Here is a 17,257-nt window from a genome sequence, read left to right as displayed (position 1 = left end):
TGTCCGCGAAACCCGTCGCGTCGAAATCTGCAGGTCCCGGTGACGCCTGTGTAAGGCGCCAACGCCGGCCCTGCCGGCGGATCGCGGGCATGGCCCGCTCCTACACGAACCCCGCGAAATAGGTGCCAGGCGGATCACTCCGCCTTCTTGCGAATCCAGTACAGATAGGTCCCCGCCTCTTCCTGCTGCTCCACCAGCTCATGCCCGAGGAACACGCAGAACTTGGGAATATCGCGGCGGGTGGACGGGTCGGTGGCGATGACCTTGAGCAGGCCGCCGGCCGGCAGGTCGCGCACCTTGTTGTGCAGCATCATGACCGGCTCGGGGCAGTTCAGGCCGGTGGCGTCGAGAATCGCGTCGACAGGCTGTGACATCGGGTAACTCCAGAAAAGCGAATGAGCGCATTGTCGCCCAAAGCGCACCGATCGGTCACCCTGCGTCCGTCCGGGTCACCGAACCTTGGTTGGGCGGTGAGTTGCGCGGGCGACGGGCATGCTGGCGCATTCGCCCCTTTCGACAGGAGTGTCGATGCGCGCCCTCTTCTGCCTGTTCGCCCTGCTGCTCGCCGGCTGTGCCGCCCGTGACCAGGTTCCCGATTTCAGTACCAGCGCCGGCAAGGACCTACCGGCCACCTGGTTCGAGGCCGTCATCACCGCCCGTGATGGCACCAGACTCTCCGCCACGGTCTTCCAGCCCGCGCTGAGGGCCGGCGAGACCGCCCCGCTGATCGTTCACACCCACGGCTGGGGCGGTTGGCGGGTCACCGGGCCGGACGGTTTCTACGGCAAGACCATGATGTCCGGCCGCGCCGCGCTCAAGGCGTGGAAGGCCGGCTACTGGGTGGTCAGCTACGACCAGCGCGGCTGGGGCGGCAGCGACGGGCGCATCGAGATGATGAACCCGCAATTCGAGGTGCAGGACGCCAGCGCGGTGATCGACTGGGCCGCCGCGCACCTGCCGCGCCTGGTCATGGACGGACCGAACGACCCGCGCGTCGGCATGCTCGGCGAGAGCTACGGCGGCGCGGTGCAGTTGCTCGCTTCGGCGGAGGACCCGCGCATCGACGCCATCGTCCCCATCGCCACCTGGTACGACCTGGCCGACGCCCTGGCACCGGACGGCCAGCTGAAGATAGGCTGGGGCGGCGTACTGGTCAGCCTGGGCCTGGCCACCGGCTACGACCTGGGCAAGTTCGTCCAGGCCGACTACCTGCACACCGCGGGCGGACGTATGGCCGGGCCGGTACAAGCCGAACTGCACGACCACAGCCTGGCGCGTTACTGCGCCGAGGGCCGTCGCCCCCACGCCGACGCGCTGCTGATCCAGGGTATGCGCGATACGCTGTTCCCGCTCGACCAGGGCCTGCAGATTCGCCAGTGCCTCAAGCAGGGCCCCGCCGACGTGCGCCTGCTGGGCATGCAGGGCGGGCATATCCTGCCGCCGCCGATGCAAGCCTGGAGTGGATTGCCACCCTTCAACAACGAGCCGGTGATCCATTGCGGCCCACGCGCCATCAATCTCTACCAGGGCATCGTCGCCTGGTACGAAGAGAAGCTGCGCGGCCGCGCCGGTGCCGCCGACAGCGTGCCGGACCTGTGCATCAGCCTGGACCTGGACCAGGGCGTGGCACTGAACGAACTGCCACCACCCGGCCCGACCGTTGCGCTGCCGGCCACGGCAATCCGCCCTGCGCTGAGCGGCCTGCTGCAACCGTCCCGGTTCATCCCCTTGCAGCGAGTCAGCGAGAACAGCGCCCTGCTCGGCAACGCGGAAATCCGCCTGGCGCAGCCCCTGGCCGAGCGGCCGGACGCGCAAGTGTTCGTCTCGATGGCAATTCGCAGCGCTGGCGGGCAAACCCGGCGGCTGGATGAGCAGGTGAAGCCGCTGGCGAACCAGGGCAGCACGCGCCTGAACGCGGTCAGCGCCAGCCTGGCGCCGGGGGATGAGATCGGCTTGCTGCTCAGTGGCTTCAGCGGCCAGTACCTGTTCAACAGTTCCTGGCGGATTTCGCCGGTGGAATTACGGGGTGAGGTGCAGTTGCCGAGCCTCATGCCGTTGCAACCGCGAGTCGCCGCGCGACCTTGATTCCTCTGCCATGCGGTTCGCGAGCAAGCTCGCTCCTACAGGGTGGCACCGCACGCTTTTCGTAGGAGCGAGCTTGCTCGCGAACAAAGCCGCACCAACGTGTCCAGCGAAACGACTAGCGCAACGGCCCGTCCGGCGCCTCATCCAGCTGCGCCAGCAGCATCGGCTCGCCCTCTCCTTCGGCGGGCAGCAGCGCCCACTGCTCCTTCGTGCCCAGCCGACGGTAGCTCTGCTTCACCTGGCTACCCAGCGGCAAGGGTGCCTTGAAGTGCGCATCCAGCCGCACGTTTTCCGCCAGACGCCGTCCGGTCAGGCTGCGCGCCAACCCCCACATGCCATGGGCAAAGGGCTTGCCGAAGCCATAGTGAGAGGCCATCAGCCGCGACAGGTGCAACGGATTGAAGTCGCCGCTCAACCCCGCATAGCGCCAGCCGACGATCTTCGGCACGCGCCATTGCACGCCGGCATGGATCGGCGCTTCCAGGGTATGCCACTGGGCACGCTCCGGCAGTGGGTCGGGCTCGGCGCCGGGCTCGAGGAAATCGCCGCGACGCAGGTAGGTGGTGATCGACTGCCAGTAGAGCATGTCGTGATGCCAGGCTTCGGTCACCACATCCACCTCCAGGCCCAATGCGCTGCGCCGGCTGGTGAGGATGCGGCAGTCGAACTGCAGTGGTTCGTGCTCGTCGAGCATGCGGTAGCGCTGGATATGGCTGCGCAGGTGGATCAGCCCGATGACCGAGAGCGGCATGCGCGAACGGCTGAGCAGGCGCAGGTGCAACGGCAGGCTGATCACCTGCGGATAGAGCAGCGGCACGCCCAGCGCCGGGTCGAGGCCGAAATGCTCGCGATAGGCACGCAGGTGGCGCAGGTCGAACTGCAGGGTGCGGCTGTCCATCGCCAGGTAGGGGACGCGCTCGCCCTGGCCCAGGCCACGGCGCGGCAGCAGCATGCGGCTGTAACTGCCCAGCAGGGAGGGCAACTTTCGCTTCACGAAGGTCTCCGGAAGATCTCGCGCGGCCTAGCATGGGCAATGCCACGCGGCACGACAAGTCGCCGAAGGTCGGGTGGCGCCGCGAGGCAGCTGCGGGTCGTCAGCGCTCGCCGTTGTCCAGGCGACGCAATAAGGATCGCGCCGATGCGGTCATGGTGTTCATCCGACAGGAACCTCGCGCCAGGCAACCGGTCCAGAACAGATGGCAAGACCCCGCACAGCGGTCTAGCTTGAGTGTTCTGGTGCAGTGCCCGCCGACTGGCGAGGCGATCACCCTGCATGGCGGAGATCGATGCCAATCGCAACTTTTCTGCGTTGGATCAGGGCACGTTGCCCACCCTTCGCCAAGTATCGGCAGCACGCTGCCGATCCAAGCCTGAGGAGAATGTCATGCCCGCCGTGGATAGCCTGAACAGCCTGCGCACCCTGGAAGTCGCCGGCAAGACCTACCACTACTACAGCCTGCCCGAAGCGGCGAAGAGCCTGGGGGACCTGGGCAAGCTGCCGATGTCCCTGAAAGTCCTGCTGGAGAACCTGCTGCGCTGGGAAGACGACAACACCGTCACCGGCGACGATCTGAAGGCGCTGGCCGGCTGGCTCAAGACCCGCAGCTCCGACCGCGAGATCCAGTACCGCCCCGCCCGCGTGCTGATGCAGGACTTCACCGGCGTGCCGGCGGTAGTCGACCTGGCCGCCATGCGCGACGCCATGGCCAGGGCCGGCGGCGATCCGCAGAAAATCAACCCGCTGTCCCCGGTCGATCTGGTCATCGACCACTCGGTGATGGTCGACAAGTTCGCCAGCCAGGCCGCCTTTGCCCAGAACGTCGAGATCGAGATGGAGCGCAACGGCGAGCGCTACGCCTTCCTGCGCTGGGGGCAGAACGCCTTCGACAACTTCCGCGTGGTGCCGCCGGGCACCGGCATCTGCCACCAGGTCAACCTGGAGTACCTGGGGCGCACCGTGTGGACCAAGGACGAAGACGGCCGCACCTACGCCTTCCCCGACACCCTGGTCGGCACCGATTCGCACACCACCATGATCAACGGCCTCGGCGTGCTTGGCTGGGGTGTGGGCGGCATCGAGGCGGAAGCGGCCATGCTCGGCCAGCCGGTGTCGATGCTGATTCCCGAGGTGATCGGCTTCAAGCTGACCGGCAAGCTGAAGGAAGGCATTACCGCCACCGACCTGGTGCTGACCGTCACCCAGATGCTGCGCAAGAAAGGCGTAGTCGGAAAATTCGTCGAGTTCTACGGTAACGGCCTCGCTGACCTGCCGCTGGCCGACCGCGCCACCATCGCCAACATGGCCCCGGAATACGGCGCTACCTGCGGCTTCTTCCCGGTGGATGAGATCACCCTGGGCTACCTGCGCCTGTCCGGCCGCCCGGATGAAGTCGTCAAGCTGGTGGAGGCCTACAGCAAGGCGCAGGGCCTGTGGCGCGAGAAAGGCCACGAACCGGTGTTCACCGACAGCCTGCAACTGGACATGGGCGATGTCGAGGCCAGCCTGGCCGGGCCCAAGCGCCCGCAGGACCGCGTCGCCCTTGGCCATGTCAGCCAGGCGTTCGACGACTTCCTCGGCCTGCAGGTCAAGCCCGCCGCCACCGAGGAAGGCCGCCTGCTCAGCGAGGGTGGCGGTGGCACCGCCGTGGGCGCGGCGGCACAGACCGGCGAGGCCGACTACCAGCACGACGGCCAGACCTATCGGCTGAAGAACGGCGCCGTGGTGATCGCCGCCATCACCTCCTGCACCAACACCTCCAACCCCAGCGTGATGATGGCCGCCGGCCTGCTGGCGAAGAAGGCGCTCGAGAAGGGCCTGCAACGCAAGCCCTGGGTGAAGAGCTCACTGGCGCCCGGTTCCAAGGTAGTCACCGACTACTTCCGCGCCGCCGGCCTGACCCGCTACCTGGACGAACTGGGCTTCGATCTGGTGGGCTACGGTTGCACCACCTGCATCGGCAACTCCGGGCCACTGCTGGAGCCGATCGAGAAAGCCATCCAGCAGGCCGATCTGACCGTCGCCTCGGTGCTCTCGGGCAACCGCAACTTCGAAGGCCGCGTGCACCCGCTGGTGAAGACCAACTGGCTGGCTTCACCGCCATTGGTGGTCGCCTACGCACTGGCCGGCACGGTGCGCACCGACCTGACCAAGGACCCGCTGGGTACCGGCAAGGACGGCAAGCCGGTCTATCTGAAGGACATCTGGCCAACCCAGCAGGAAATTGCCGAGGCCATTCAGAAAGTAGACACGGCGATGTTCCACAAGGAGTACGCCGAGGTCTTCCAGGGTGACGAGAAATGGCGTGCGATCCAGGTACCGGCCGCCCAGACCTACACCTGGCAGGACGATTCCACCTATATCCAGCACCCGCCCTTCTTCGAGCACATCGCCGAGGCGCCGCCGAAGGTCGAGGACATCCACAAAGCTCGCATCCTGGCGGTATTGGGCGACTCGGTGACCACCGACCACATCTCCCCCGCCGGCAATATCAAGAAGGACAGCCCCGCCGGCCGCTACCTCAGCGAGCACGGCGTGGCCTACGCCGATTTCAACTCCTACGGTTCGCGGCGTGGGAACCATGAAGTGATGATGCGCGGCACCTTCGCCAACATCCGCATCAAGAACGAGATGCTCGGCGGCGAGGAAGGCGGCAACACGCTCTACGTCCCAAGCGGCGACAAGCTGGCGATCTACGACGCCGCCATGCGCTATCAGCAGGACGGCACGCCCCTGGTGATCATCGCCGGCAAGGAATACGGCACCGGCTCGTCCCGCGACTGGGCGGCCAAGGGCACCAACCTACTGGGAGTGAAGGCGGTGATCGCCGAGAGCTTCGAGCGCATCCACCGTTCCAACCTGGTGGGCATGGGTGTACTGCCGCTGCAGTTCAAGGACGGTCAGGATCGCAAGGCCCTGAAGCTGACCGGCAAGGAGGTGCTGAGCATCAGCGGGCTGTCCAGCGAGCTGAAGCCACACATGAGCCTCAAGGTCGGGGTGGCGCGCGAGGACGGCAGCCAGGACAGCTTCGAGGTGCTCTGCCGCATCGACACCCAGAACGAAGTCGAGTACTTCAAGGCCGGCGGCATCCTGCACTATGTGCTGCGCAGCCTGATCTGAGCCCCAACGCGGCGGCCCGCAATGGGCCGCCCGCGACTTTCGCAGGATTCCGTGACTGATGGCACCCAGCTATCGTCCTGTGCTGCTCTGACATTTTTCCGAAACAACCATCAACTTGCCGGTCCGGCGGCCGATAGCCTGACCAAGCGATTTGCTTCTGCTGTGGAATTCTCCTCCCATGCGCAACAACCAGCCGATCACCCAGCGTGAACGCACCTTCCCCGCCGACCAGCGACTGATCTCCACCACCGACGCCCGTGGCGTGATCACCTACTCCAACGACGCCTTCACCGCCGTCAGCGGCTTCTCCCGCGAGGAACTGCTGGGCGCGCCGCACAACCTGGTGCGCCACCCGGACGTGCCGCCGGCGGTCTTCGCGCACATGTGGGGCACCCTGAAGAAGGGCCGGCCATGGATGGGCATCGTCAAGAACCGCTGCAAGAACGGCGACCACTACTGGGTCAGCGCCTATGTCACGCCGGTCTTCGAACGCAACGAAATCGTCGGCTTCGAGTCGGTGCGGGTGAAGCCCACCGCCGAGCAGGTGCGCCGCGCCGAGGCGCTGTACGCGCGAATCAACGCCGGTAAATCGGCCATCCCCAGCCGCGACCGCTGGTTGCCCGTGCTGCTGGACTGGCTGCCGTTCATCCTGATCGGCCAGATCGCCTTCCTCATCGGCGCCTGGCTGGACTCCCACTGGGGCTTCCTGCTCGCCGCGCTGCTCTCGATCCCGCTGGGCCTCGCGGGCCTGGGCTGGCAGCAACGTGGTCTCAAGCGTCTGCTGCAGCTGGCCGAACAGACCACCTCCGATCCGCTGATCGCGCAGATGTATACCGACAGCCGTGGCGCGCAGGCGCGGCTGGAAATGTCCATCCTCAGCCAGGAAGCGCGCCTGAAGACCTGCCTGACCCGTCTGCAGGACACGGCCGAATCCCTGACCGAACAGGCCCGCGAAGCCGACACCCTGGCGCACCACAGCTCCGCCGGCCTGGATCGCCAGCGCCAGGAGACCGAACAGGTGGCAACGGCGGTCAACCAGATGGCCGCCACCACCCAGGAAGTGGCCGACAACGTACAGCGCACCGCCGACGCCACCCGCCAGGCCAACGACCTGACCAGCCAGGGTCGGCTGATCGCCGCGGAAACTCGCGAGGCCATGCAGCGCCTGTCCAGCTCGGTGGGCGAAACCGGCGAAGCGGTCAGCCAGCTCGCCCGCGACAGCAATGAAATCGGCGGCGTGGTGGATGTGATCAAGGGCATCGCCGACCAGACCAACCTGCTGGCGCTCAACGCCGCCATCGAGGCCGCCCGCGCCGGCGAAATGGGCCGGGGCTTCGCCGTAGTGGCCGACGAGGTCCGCTCCCTGGCCCAACGCACCGCCGAATCCACCGGGCAGATCCACCAGTTGATCGCCAACCTGCAGAACACTGCCACCGAGGCCGTGCGCGCCATGGAGGCCGGCCGCCGTCAGGCCGATGAAGGCGTGGAGCGGGTACTGCGTGCCGACAACGCCCTGGTGGGCATCAGCGACGCGGTGGCCAACATCACCGAGATGACCACCCAGATCGCCGCCGCAGCCGAAGAACAGAGCGCGGTGGCTGAAGAGATCAACCGCAACATCAGTACCATCGCCGACCTGGCTGACCAGACTTCCGGCGAAGCACAGCGTACCGCGCAGCTCAGCGAGGAGCTGACGCAGACCGCGCACCGCCAGTATTCGCTGGTGGAGCGGTTCAATCGCTGAAGTGCGATGACCTGAATGAAAAAGCCCGTCCTTGAGACGGGCTTTTTCATTCAGCCGGGCAAATTCCTCAGGAATTCGCCGACAGACTCCGCCGTCGCGTCCAGATGCTGCCCATGGGTCAGCCCCGAAGCCTTGAGCGGCTTGAGATCATGGTCGGCAGCCGCCAGCCAGTGCAGCCGGATGGCTGGCGACAAGGCGTAGCCCTCGACCGTGGGTCGATCACCCAGCGCATCGCGCTCGCCCTGGACGATCAGGGTCGGCGTCTTCAATTCGGCCAGGTGCGCCACGCGCGGCTTCTCCGGCTTGCCGGCGGCATAGAAGGGATAGCCCAGGCAGACCAGCGCATCGGCGCCCAGCTCGTCCGCCAGCAGGCTGGCCATGCGCCCGCCCATGGATTTGCCACCAATGGCCAGCTTGCCGGGCACCTCGGCACGCACCTGCGCATAGACCGCGCGCCAGCACTCCAGCAGCTGCTTCTGCGGGTTCGGCGGACGCCGGCGACCATCCTCCCGCCGCATGGCCATATAGGGGAACTCGAAGCGCACCACCGAGATACCCCGTTGGGCCAGGCGCGCGGCAATCTCGTCCATGAACGGACTGTCCATCGGCGCTCCCGCGCCATGGGCAAGGACCAGCGTCGCCGACAGCTCTCCCACGACCGGGTTCCGCAGCAGCGACAAAGCACCGCAGGCCAGAGCTTTCCGGGTTTCTGACGGCAATTGATCAGAATCAATATTCCGCGAGGGGCCTTTATCCATCCTTCACTCCGCTAATTCCGAATTAGTACCTATCCCAAGGGGGAGGGGCGGCATACGCCGTAAGCCGTAAAAAACCTGCCGGGATGGGCATAGCCCATAACCGTGGATGGAAGCCCATAAATGAGCACAACCAATCAGACCGCTTATAACTATAAGGTGGTCCGCCAGTTCGCCATTATGACAGTGGTGTGGGGGATCGTCGGCATGGCCGTCGGTGTCCTGATCGCCGCGCAGCTGGTGTGGCCAGAACTCAACCTCGGCCTACCCTGGACGAGCTTCGGGCGCCTGCGCCCGCTGCATACCAATGCGGTGATCTTCGCCTTCGGCGGCTGCGCACTGTTCGCCACCAGCTATTACTCGGTGCAGCGTACCTGCCAGACCCGCCTGTTCTCCGACACGCTCGCTTCCTTCACCTTCTGGGGTTGGCAGCTGGTGATCCTGTGTGCCGCCATCACCCTGCCGCTGGGCCTGACTTCCTCCAAGGAATATGCCGAGCTGGAATGGCCGATCGATATCCTGATCACCATCGTCTGGGTTTCCTACGCCATCGTCTTCTTCGGCACGCTGCTGAAGCGCAAGACCAAGCACATCTATGTGGGCAACTGGTTCTTCGGCGGCTTCATCCTGACCGTGGCGATCCTGCACGTGGTCAACAACCTGGAAATCCCGGTCAGCCTGACCAAGTCCTACTCGCTGTACTCGGGCGCGACCGACGCCATGATCCAGTGGTGGTACGGCCACAACGCCGTGGGCTTCTTCCTGACCGCCGGCTTCCTGGGAATGATGTACTACTTCGTACCCAAGCAGGCCGAGCGTCCGGTCTACTCCTACCGCCTGTCCATCGTGCACTTCTGGGCGCTGATCGCCGTTTACATCTGGGCCGGTCCGCACCACCTGCACTACACCGCGCTGCCGGACTGGGCGCAGAGCCTCGGCATGGTGATGTCCCTGATCCTGCTGGCGCCGAGCTGGGGCGGCATGATCAACGGCATGATGACCCTCTCCGGTGCCTGGCATAAGCTGCGCACCGACCCGATCCTGCGCTTCCTGGTGGTGTCCCTGGCCTTCTACGGCATGTCCACCTTCGAAGGCCCGATGATGGCCATCAAGACCGTCAACGCCCTCTCCCATTACACCGACTGGACCATCGGCCACGTACATGCCGGCGCCCTGGGCTGGGTCGCCATGGTGTCCATCGGCTCGCTCTACCACATGATCCCGAAAGTCTTCGGTCGCGAGCAGATGCACAGCGTGGGGCTGATCAATGCCCACTTCTGGCTGGCCACCATCGGCACCGTTCTCTACATCGCCTCCATGTGGGTCAACGGCATCACCCAGGGCCTGATGTGGCGTGCAGTGAACGCCGACGGCACCCTCACCTACTCCTTCGTCGAAGCCCTGGCCGCCGGCCACCCCGGCTTCATCGTGCGGATGATCGGTGGCGCGGTGTTCCTGATGGGCATGCTGGTCATGGCCTACAACACCTGGCGCACTGTAGCAGCCGCCAAGCCGGCTGAAATGCACGCCGCGGCGCAGATGGCCTGAGGAGACCGACATGAAACACGAAGTACTCGAAAAAAACGTCGGCCTGCTGGCGCTGTGCATGGCGGTGGCCGTGAGCATCGGCGGCCTGACCCAGATCGTTCCGCTGTTCTTCCAGGACGTGACCAACACCCCGGTGGAAGGCATGAAGCCCTACACCGCCCTGCAGCTGGAAGGCCGTGACATCTACATCCGCGAAGGCTGCGTCGGCTGCCACTCGCAGATGATCCGTCCGTTCCGCGCCGAGACCGAGCGCTACGGTCACTACTCCGTCGCCGGTGAGAGCGTCTGGGACCACCCGTTCCTGTGGGGCTCCAAGCGTACCGGTCCGGACCTGGCCCGCGTCGGCGGCCGCTACTCCGACGACTGGCACCGCGCGCACCTGTACAACCCGCGCAACGTGGTGCCGGAGTCGAAGATGCCCGCCTACCCCTGGCTGGTCGAGAACAAGCTCGATGGCAAGGACACGGCGAAGAAGCTGGAAGTGATGCGCGTCATGGGCGTGCCCTACACGGACGACGACATCGCCGGCGCCAGCGACGCCGTCAAAGGGAAGACCGAAATGGACGCTGTCGTTGCGTACCTGCAGGTCCTCGGCACCTCCATCAAGAACAAGCGGTGACAGCATTGGATATCGGGACTATTCGCGGCCTGGGCACCGTCATCGTGATGGCCGCCTTCATCGGCGTACTGCTCTGGACCTACAGCGGCAAGCGCAAGCAGCGTTTCGACGAGGACGCCCTGCTGCCCTTCGCGGATGACCCGATGGCCAAGCGGCACGCTGAGCAAGAGCAAGCTTCTAGGAGCAACAACGCATGACTACCTTCTGGAGTCTGTACGTCACCGTACTAACAGTCGGCTCGCTGATCGCCCTGCTGTGGCTGGTCTTCGCCACCCGCAGCGGCCAGTCCGCGAACACCACCGACCAGACCATGGGCCACGCCTTCGACGGTATCGAGGAATACGACAACCCGCTGCCGAAGTGGTGGTTCATGCTGTTCGTCGGCACCATCGTGTTCGCCGCCGGCTACCTGGTGCTCTATCCGGGACTGGGCAACTGGAAAGGCATCCTGCCGGGCTACGACGGCGGCTGGACCCAAGACAAGCAATGGGAGCGTGAAGAAGCCCTGGCCAAGGATAAATATGGCCCGATCTTCGCCAAATACGCTGCGATGCCCGTGGAAGAAGTGGCCAAGGACCCGCAAGCCCTGAAAATGGGCGAGCGTCTCTTCGCCACTTACTGCTCCATCTGCCATGGCTCCGATGCCAAGGGCGCGGTCGGCTTCCCGAACCTGACCGACGCCGACTGGCGCTGGGGCGGCGACGCCAAGAGCATCGAGACCACCATCCTCGGCGGCCGTCATGCGGCCATGCCGGCCTGGGGCGATGTGCTGGGCGACAAGGGCGTGCAGGACGTGGCCGCCTTCGTCACCGCCAAACTGGACGGCCGCAAGCTGCCCGAAGGCGTGACCGAAGAACAGGTCGACAACGGCGGCAAGGTCTTCGCCACCAACTGCGTCGCCTGCCACGGGCCGGAAGGCAAGGGCAACGCGCTGATGGGCGCACCGAACCTGACCCACCCGGGCGCGTTCATCTACGGTTCCAGCTACGCACAACTGCAGCAGACCATCCGCCACGGCCGCCAGGGCCAGATGCCGGCGCAGGAGCAATACCTGGGCAAGGACAAGGTGCACATCCTCGCCGCCTACATCTACAACATCTCCGGCCAGGCCAAGTAAATCCGCTCCACCACTCGCGCCCGTTACCGGGCGCGAGTTCCTCCCGCCCCTCGCGACGAAGTGTCGCACCCTCCCCGTCCCCTTTCTTCACACCCTCAAAGTTCGCGTCTAAGCTGGTTTCCATTCGCAAACCTGCAATATGACTAACCTGACCTGACTCAGGTTTGACCCGAGCGGCTCGGAATAACTGGCGGACAGCGGCCGAAAGCGCTCTGAAGCAAGCATCGAACCGGCCTTGGGCCTAGGCCTGGCGCGTTGCATTGCCTATCTGCTTTCTCCATACTTGCCGCCGTTTTTTTGTCCATAAATACTCAAAAACCGTGGAACCTTAGAATGAGCACAGCAATCAGTCCGACTGCTTATAACTATAAGGTCATCCGCCAGTTCGCCATCATGACGGTGGTCTGGGGGATACTTGGAATGGGGCTCGGTGTTTACATCGCCTCACAGTTGGTTTGGCCCCAACTGAACCTGGACCTCCCCTGGACCAGTTTCGGGCGCCTGCGTCCGCTGCACACCAACCTGGTGATCTTCGCCTTCGGCGGCTGTGCTCTGTTCGCCACCTCCTACTACGTTGTACAGCGCACCTGTCAGACTCGTCTGATTTCTGACAGCCTCGCGGCCTTCACCTTCTGGGGTTGGCAAGCCGTGATCGTGCTGGCCGGCATCACCCTGCCGCTGGGCTACACCTCCTCCAAGGAGTACGCCGAGTTGGAGTGGCCGATCGACATCCTGCTGGCCATCGTCTGGATCACTTACGCTGCGGTGTTCTTCGGCACCATCGTCAAGCGCAAGACCAAGCACATCTACGTGGGCAACTGGTTCTACGGTGCGTTCATCGTGGTCACCGCCATGCTGCACATCGTCAACAGCATGGAAATCCCGGTAACCGCCTTCAAGTCGTACTCGATCTACGCCGGTGCGACCGACGCGATGATCCAGTGGTGGTACGGCCACAACGCCGTGGGCTTCTTCCTGACCACCGGCTTCCTCGGCATGATGTACTACTTCGTTCCGAAGCAGGCCGAGCGTCCGATCTACTCCTATCGCCTGTCCATCGTGCACTTCTGGGCACTGATCACCCTGTACATCTGGGCCGGTCCGCACCACCTGCACTACACCGCGCTGCCGGACTGGGCGCAGTCCCTGGGCATGGCGATGTCCCTGATCCTGCTGGCTCCGAGCTGGGGTGGCATGATCAACGGCATGATGACCCTCTCCGGCGCCTGGCATAAGCTGCGCACCGACCCGATCCTGCGCTTCCTGGTGGTATCCCTGGCCTTCTACGGCATGTCCACCTTCGAAGGCCCGATGATGGCCATCAAGACCGTCAACTCCCTGTCGCACTACACCGACTGGACCATCGGCCACGTACACGCCGGCGCTCTGGGCTGGGTAGCGATGATCTCCATCGGCTCCCTGTACCACCTGATTCCGAAGGTCTTCGGTCGTCAGCAAATGCACAGCGTGGGCCTGATCAACGCCCACTTCTGGCTGGCCACCATTGGCACCGTGCTGTACATCGCCTCCATGTGGGTCAACGGCATCACCCAGGGCCTGATGTGGCGTGCGGTCAACGCCGACGGCACCCTCACCTACTCCTTCGTGGAAGCCCTGCAGGCCAGCCACCCGGGCTTCATGGTCCGTGCGCTGGGCGGCGCCTTCTTCGCCTCCGGCATGCTGCTGATGGCCTACAACACCTTCCGTACTGTGCGCGGTTTCAAGCAGGCTGACGCCGACGCCGCTGCCCAGATCCCCGCTGTAGGAGCTCACTGATGAAGCACGAAGTAGTCGAGAAGAACATCGGCCTTCTGGCCTTCTTCATGGTCATCGCCGTGAGCATCGGCGGCCTGACCCAGATCGTTCCGCTGTTCTTCCAGGACGTGACCAACAAGCCGGTCGAAGGCATGAGGCCGCGCACCGCGCTGGAGCTGGAAGGCCGTGACATCTACATCCGCGAAGGCTGCGTCGGCTGCCACTCGCAGATGGTCCGTCCGTTCCGCGCCGAGACCGAGCGCTACGGCCACTACTCCGTCGCCGGCGAAAGCGTCTGGGACCACCCGTTCCTGTGGGGCTCCAAGCGTACCGGTCCGGACCTGGCCCGCGTCGGCGGCCGCTACTCCGACGACTGGCATCGCGCGCACCTGTACAACCCGCGCAACGTAGTGCCTGAGTCGAAGATGCCGTCCTACCCGTGGCTGGTCGAGAACAAGCTCGATGGCAAGGACACGGCGAAGAAGATGGAAGCCCTGCGCACCCTGGGCGTGCCCTACACCGACGACGACATCGCCGGTGCACGTGATGCCGTCAAAGGCAAGACCGAGATGGATGCTGTCGTCGCCTACCTGCAAGGCCTCGGCACCATCATCAAGAGCAAACGGTGACGGTGATGGATATCGGGACGATTCGCGGTGTCGGCACCGTAGTAGTGATGGTCGCCTTCATTGGCGTACTGCTCTGGGCCTACAACGGCAAGCGCAAGGAGCGTTTCGACGAAGACGCCCTGCTGCCCTTCGCGGACGACCCGGTCGCCAAAAAGCACGTCGAGCAAGAGCAAGCTTCTAGGAGCAACAAAGAATGACAACCTTCTGGAGTCTGTACGTCACCGTACTTACCCTGGGCACCATCTTCGCCCTGGCGTGGCTGCTGTTCGCTACCCGCCGCGGCCAGCGCAGCGAAGCCACCGACGAGACCGTTGGCCATGCCTTCGACGGTATCGAGGAGTACGACAACCCGCTGCCGAAATGGTGGTTCATGCTGTTCGTGGCCACCTTCGTCTTCGCCCTCGCCTACCTGGCCCTGTACCCGGGCCTGGGCAACTGGAAAGGCCTGCTGCCGGGCTACCAGGACAAGAACGAGTTCGCCAACGGTCAGGCCGGCTGGACCGGTGTGCACCAGTGGGAAAAGGAAATGGCCAAGGCCGACGAGAAGTACGGCCCGCTGTACGCCAAGTTCGGCGCCATGCCGATCGAGGACGTGGCCAAGGACGAGCAGGCCCTGAAAATGGGTAACCGCCTGTTCGCTTCCAACTGCTCGGTCTGCCACGGCTCCGACGCCAAGGGCGCCCACGGCTTCCCGAACCTGACCGACGCCGACTGGCGCTGGGGCGGCGAGCCGAAGGACATCGTTGCCACCATCGAAGGCGGTCGCCACGCGGCCATGCCGGCTTGGGGCGAAGTCCTCGGCGATGCCGGCGTTCACGACGTAGCTGCCTTCGTCACCACCAAGCTGGACGGCCGCAAGGCCCCCGAAGGCGTGACTGACGAGCAGGTTGCCAACGGCCAGAAGATCTTCCAGACCAACTGCGTGGCTTGCCACGGTCCGGAAGGCAAAGGCACCGCCGCCATGGGCGCACCTAACCTGACCCACCCGGCCGCGTTCATCTACGGCTCGAGCTTCGCCCAGCTGCAGCAGACCATCCGTTACGGCCGTCAGGGCCAGATGCCGGCTCAGCTGGAACGTCTGGGCAAGGACCAGGTCCACCTGCTCGCTGCCTACGTGTACAGCCTGTCCCATGGCGAAGGTGAGAAGAGCGCCGAATAAGCCTCCCCTCCCCTACTCCAAAAGCGACACCCCAGCGGCGCCGGTTCCTACACCGGCGCCGCTCTATTTCTGGGTCCATAATTCCTTGCGCGACCAACTGTCGCACCGTTGCAACACCCACCACGCCGTATCATTGTGAGGCGTGCAAGCCTATTCTGACCCTGCTCGGCATGTATCGACAGGGCGCCCTCCCGCTGCCGTGGAATGCACTGATGAGCAAACAGATTCCCGTCCAGGACGTCACTCCGCCCACCAAGGGCAAGGGTGAAACTGTCGACCTTTATGCCTCTCGGGAAAAAATCTACACCCGAGCCTTCACCGGATTCTTCCGAAATCTCCGAATGGCTGGAGGCGCCTTCCTCTTCCTCCTCTACTTCGGCACCGTCTGGTTGACCTGGAACGGCCGCCAGGCAGTCCTCTGGGACCTGCCCGAGCGCAAGTTCTACATCTTCGGCGCGACCTTCTGGCCGCAGGACTTCATCCTCCTCTCCGGCCTGCTGATCATTGCCGCCTTCGGCCTGTTCTTCATCACCGTATTCGCCGGCCGCGTCTGGTGCGGCTACACCTGCCCGCAGAGCGTGTGGACCTGGATCTTCATGTGGTGCGAAAAGGTCACCGAGGGTGACCGCAACCAGCGCATGAAGCTGGACAAAGCTCCCATGAGCGGCCAGAAAGTCCTGCGCAAGGTCGCCAAGCACAGCCTGTGGCTGCTGATCGGCCTGGTCACCGGCCTGACCTTCGTCGGCTACTTCGCCTCCATGCGCGAGCTGCTGCCCGACCTGGTCACCGGCCAGGCCGATGGCTGGGCCTATTTCTGGGTCGGCTTCTTCACCCTCGCCACCTACGGCAACGCCGGCTGGCTGCGCGAACAGGTGTGCATCTACATGTGTCCCTATGCGCGCTTCCAGAGCGTGATGTTCGACAAGGACACCCTGATCGTCTCCTACGACCCGCGCCGCGGCGAAAGCCGTGGCCCGCGCAAGAAGGGCATCGACTACAAGGCCCAGGGCCTGGGTGACTGCATCGACTGCACCATGTGCGTACAGGTCTGCCCCACCGGCATCGACATCCGCGACGGCCTGCAGATCGAGTGCATCGGCTGCGCCGCGTGCATCGACGCCTGCGACAGCATCATGGACAAGATGAACTACCCGCGCGGGTTGATCAGCTACACCACCGAGCACAACCTGTCCGGGCAGAAGACCCACCTGGTGCGCCCGCGCCTGATCGGCTACGCCATCGCCCTGTGCCTGATGATCGGCCTGCTGATCACCGCCGTGATCATCCGTCCGCTGGTAGGCTTCGACGTCAGCAAGGACCGCGTGCTCTACCGCGAGAACGCCGAAGGCCGGATCGAGAACGTGTACAGCCTGAAGATCATGAACAAGGATCAGCAGGATCACACCTACGTGCTTGGCGCCAAGGGCCTCGACGGCCTGATCCTGGAAGGCAAGAAGGAAATCTCGGTGGCCGCCGGCGACATCGTCAGCATGCCGGTGGAGCTCTCCATCGATCCGGAGAAGCTGCCCTCCACCACCAACGAGATCAGCTTCACCATCCAGTCGGTGGACAATCCGTCCATCAGCAAGGAATCCTCCAGCCGCTTCATCGGCCCGCGCGTTCGTTGAACCGCAGCTGAACCAATTGGCACCCCATGTTGCACATGGGGTGCCAGTGCCGGACGAAGCACGTAGAATCCGCCCGCCCCTGCAACGGGCAGACCGCGACA

The 17,257-nt window shown here is 64.6% G+C and carries 15 protein-coding genes; 12 read left to right on the top strand and 3 right to left on the bottom strand.

Annotated features, from left to right (window positions below; genetic code table 11):
- Window positions 1–134 precede the first annotated feature (134 nt).
- Window positions 135–374: a sulfurtransferase TusA gene (gene tusA, locus J5M67_RS17105; protein ID WP_015477744.1), complete on the bottom strand. Its 240-nt coding sequence runs from the start codon at window positions 372–374 to the stop codon at window positions 135–137.
- Window positions 375–528: 154 nt separating this feature from the next.
- Here tusA and J5M67_RS17100 point away from each other — a divergent pair, with 154 nt between their 5' ends.
- Window positions 529–2,085: an alpha/beta hydrolase gene (locus J5M67_RS17100; RefSeq protein ID WP_207886527.1), complete on the top strand. Its 1,557-nt coding sequence runs from the start codon at window positions 529–531 to the stop codon at window positions 2,083–2,085.
- Between the two features lie 115 nt (window positions 2,086–2,200).
- Here J5M67_RS17100 and J5M67_RS17095 read toward each other — a convergent pair whose 3' ends face one another.
- Window positions 2,201–3,079 carry a MaoC family dehydratase gene (locus J5M67_RS17095; RefSeq protein ID WP_207886526.1) on the bottom strand — a complete coding sequence of 293 codons (879 nt, stop codon included), beginning with the start codon at window positions 3,077–3,079 and terminating at the stop codon, window positions 2,201–2,203.
- Between the two features lie 390 nt (window positions 3,080–3,469).
- Here J5M67_RS17095 and acnA point away from each other — a divergent pair, with 390 nt between their 5' ends.
- Window positions 3,470–6,202, top strand: coding sequence for an aconitate hydratase AcnA (acnA, locus tag J5M67_RS17090; RefSeq protein WP_207886525.1), 2,733 nt, complete (start codon window positions 3,470–3,472; stop codon window positions 6,200–6,202).
- A gap of 178 nt (window positions 6,203–6,380) precedes the next feature.
- Window positions 6,381–7,946 carry a PAS domain-containing methyl-accepting chemotaxis protein gene (locus J5M67_RS17085; protein WP_207886524.1) on the top strand — a complete coding sequence of 522 codons (1,566 nt, stop codon included), beginning with the start codon at window positions 6,381–6,383 and terminating at the stop codon, window positions 7,944–7,946.
- A gap of 50 nt (window positions 7,947–7,996) precedes the next feature.
- Here J5M67_RS17085 and J5M67_RS17080 read toward each other — a convergent pair whose 3' ends face one another.
- Window positions 7,997–8,704 carry an alpha/beta family hydrolase gene (locus J5M67_RS17080; protein WP_243434714.1) on the bottom strand — a complete coding sequence of 236 codons (708 nt, stop codon included), beginning with the start codon at window positions 8,702–8,704 and terminating at the stop codon, window positions 7,997–7,999.
- 120 nt (window positions 8,705–8,824) lie between these two features.
- On the opposite strand from J5M67_RS17080, the gene ccoN (J5M67_RS17075) reads away from it, so the two are divergent.
- From ccoN (J5M67_RS17075) to ccoG, 9 genes are all read left to right on the top strand, one after another.
- On the top strand, window positions 8,825–10,249 hold the full coding sequence (gene ccoN / locus J5M67_RS17075) for a cytochrome-c oxidase, cbb3-type subunit I (protein WP_207886522.1): 1,425 nt from the start codon (window positions 8,825–8,827) through the stop codon (window positions 10,247–10,249).
- Window positions 10,250–10,259: 10 nt separating this feature from the next.
- Window positions 10,260–10,868 (top strand): cytochrome-c oxidase, cbb3-type subunit II, encoded by a 609-nt coding sequence (ccoO, locus tag J5M67_RS17070; protein WP_207886521.1) that lies wholly within the window; start codon window positions 10,260–10,262, stop codon window positions 10,866–10,868.
- A 5-nt stretch (window positions 10,869–10,873) separates the two neighbouring features.
- The gene (locus J5M67_RS17065) at window positions 10,874–11,065 is read left to right on the top strand and encodes a cbb3-type cytochrome c oxidase subunit 3 (RefSeq protein ID WP_207886562.1); all 192 of its coding nucleotides are present in this window, start codon (window positions 10,874–10,876) and stop codon (window positions 11,063–11,065) included.
- Complete coding sequence (gene ccoP / locus J5M67_RS17060; RefSeq protein ID WP_207886520.1) at window positions 11,062–11,985, top strand: cytochrome-c oxidase, cbb3-type subunit III; 924 nt, start codon at window positions 11,062–11,064, stop codon at window positions 11,983–11,985. Before J5M67_RS17065 ends, ccoP (J5M67_RS17060) begins: the two co-directional genes overlap by 4 nt.
- 333 nt (window positions 11,986–12,318) lie before the next feature.
- Complete coding sequence (gene ccoN / locus J5M67_RS17055; protein WP_207886519.1) at window positions 12,319–13,761, top strand: cytochrome-c oxidase, cbb3-type subunit I; 1,443 nt, start codon at window positions 12,319–12,321, stop codon at window positions 13,759–13,761.
- Complete coding sequence (gene ccoO, locus J5M67_RS17050) at window positions 13,761–14,369, top strand: cytochrome-c oxidase, cbb3-type subunit II (RefSeq protein WP_207886518.1); 609 nt, start codon at window positions 13,761–13,763, stop codon at window positions 14,367–14,369. The genes ccoN (J5M67_RS17055) and ccoO (J5M67_RS17050) overlap by 1 nt, the downstream gene beginning before the upstream one ends.
- Window positions 14,370–14,374: 5 nt before the next feature.
- Entirely contained in the window at window positions 14,375–14,566 is a 192-nt protein-coding gene (locus J5M67_RS17045) for a cbb3-type cytochrome c oxidase subunit 3 (RefSeq protein ID WP_207886517.1), read from the top strand.
- The gene (gene ccoP / locus J5M67_RS17040; protein WP_207886516.1) at window positions 14,563–15,528 is read left to right on the top strand and encodes a cytochrome-c oxidase, cbb3-type subunit III; all 966 of its coding nucleotides are present in this window, start codon (window positions 14,563–14,565) and stop codon (window positions 15,526–15,528) included. The genes J5M67_RS17045 and ccoP (J5M67_RS17040) overlap by 4 nt, the downstream gene beginning before the upstream one ends.
- Before the next feature lie 212 nt (window positions 15,529–15,740).
- A complete protein-coding gene (gene ccoG, locus J5M67_RS17035; protein WP_207886515.1) occupies window positions 15,741–17,156 on the top strand; it encodes a cytochrome c oxidase accessory protein CcoG in 1,416 nt (471 codons plus the stop codon).
- The last annotated feature ends 101 nt before the right edge of the window (window positions 17,157–17,257 follow it).

Origin of the sequence: Pseudomonas sp. 30_B (assembly GCF_017491605.1) — a bacterium.
Lineage (GTDB): Bacteria > Pseudomonadota > Gammaproteobacteria > Pseudomonadales > Pseudomonadaceae > Pseudomonas.
Note: the sequence above shows the minus strand (reverse complement) of the source record. Positions and strands in the feature narration are given on the sequence as shown.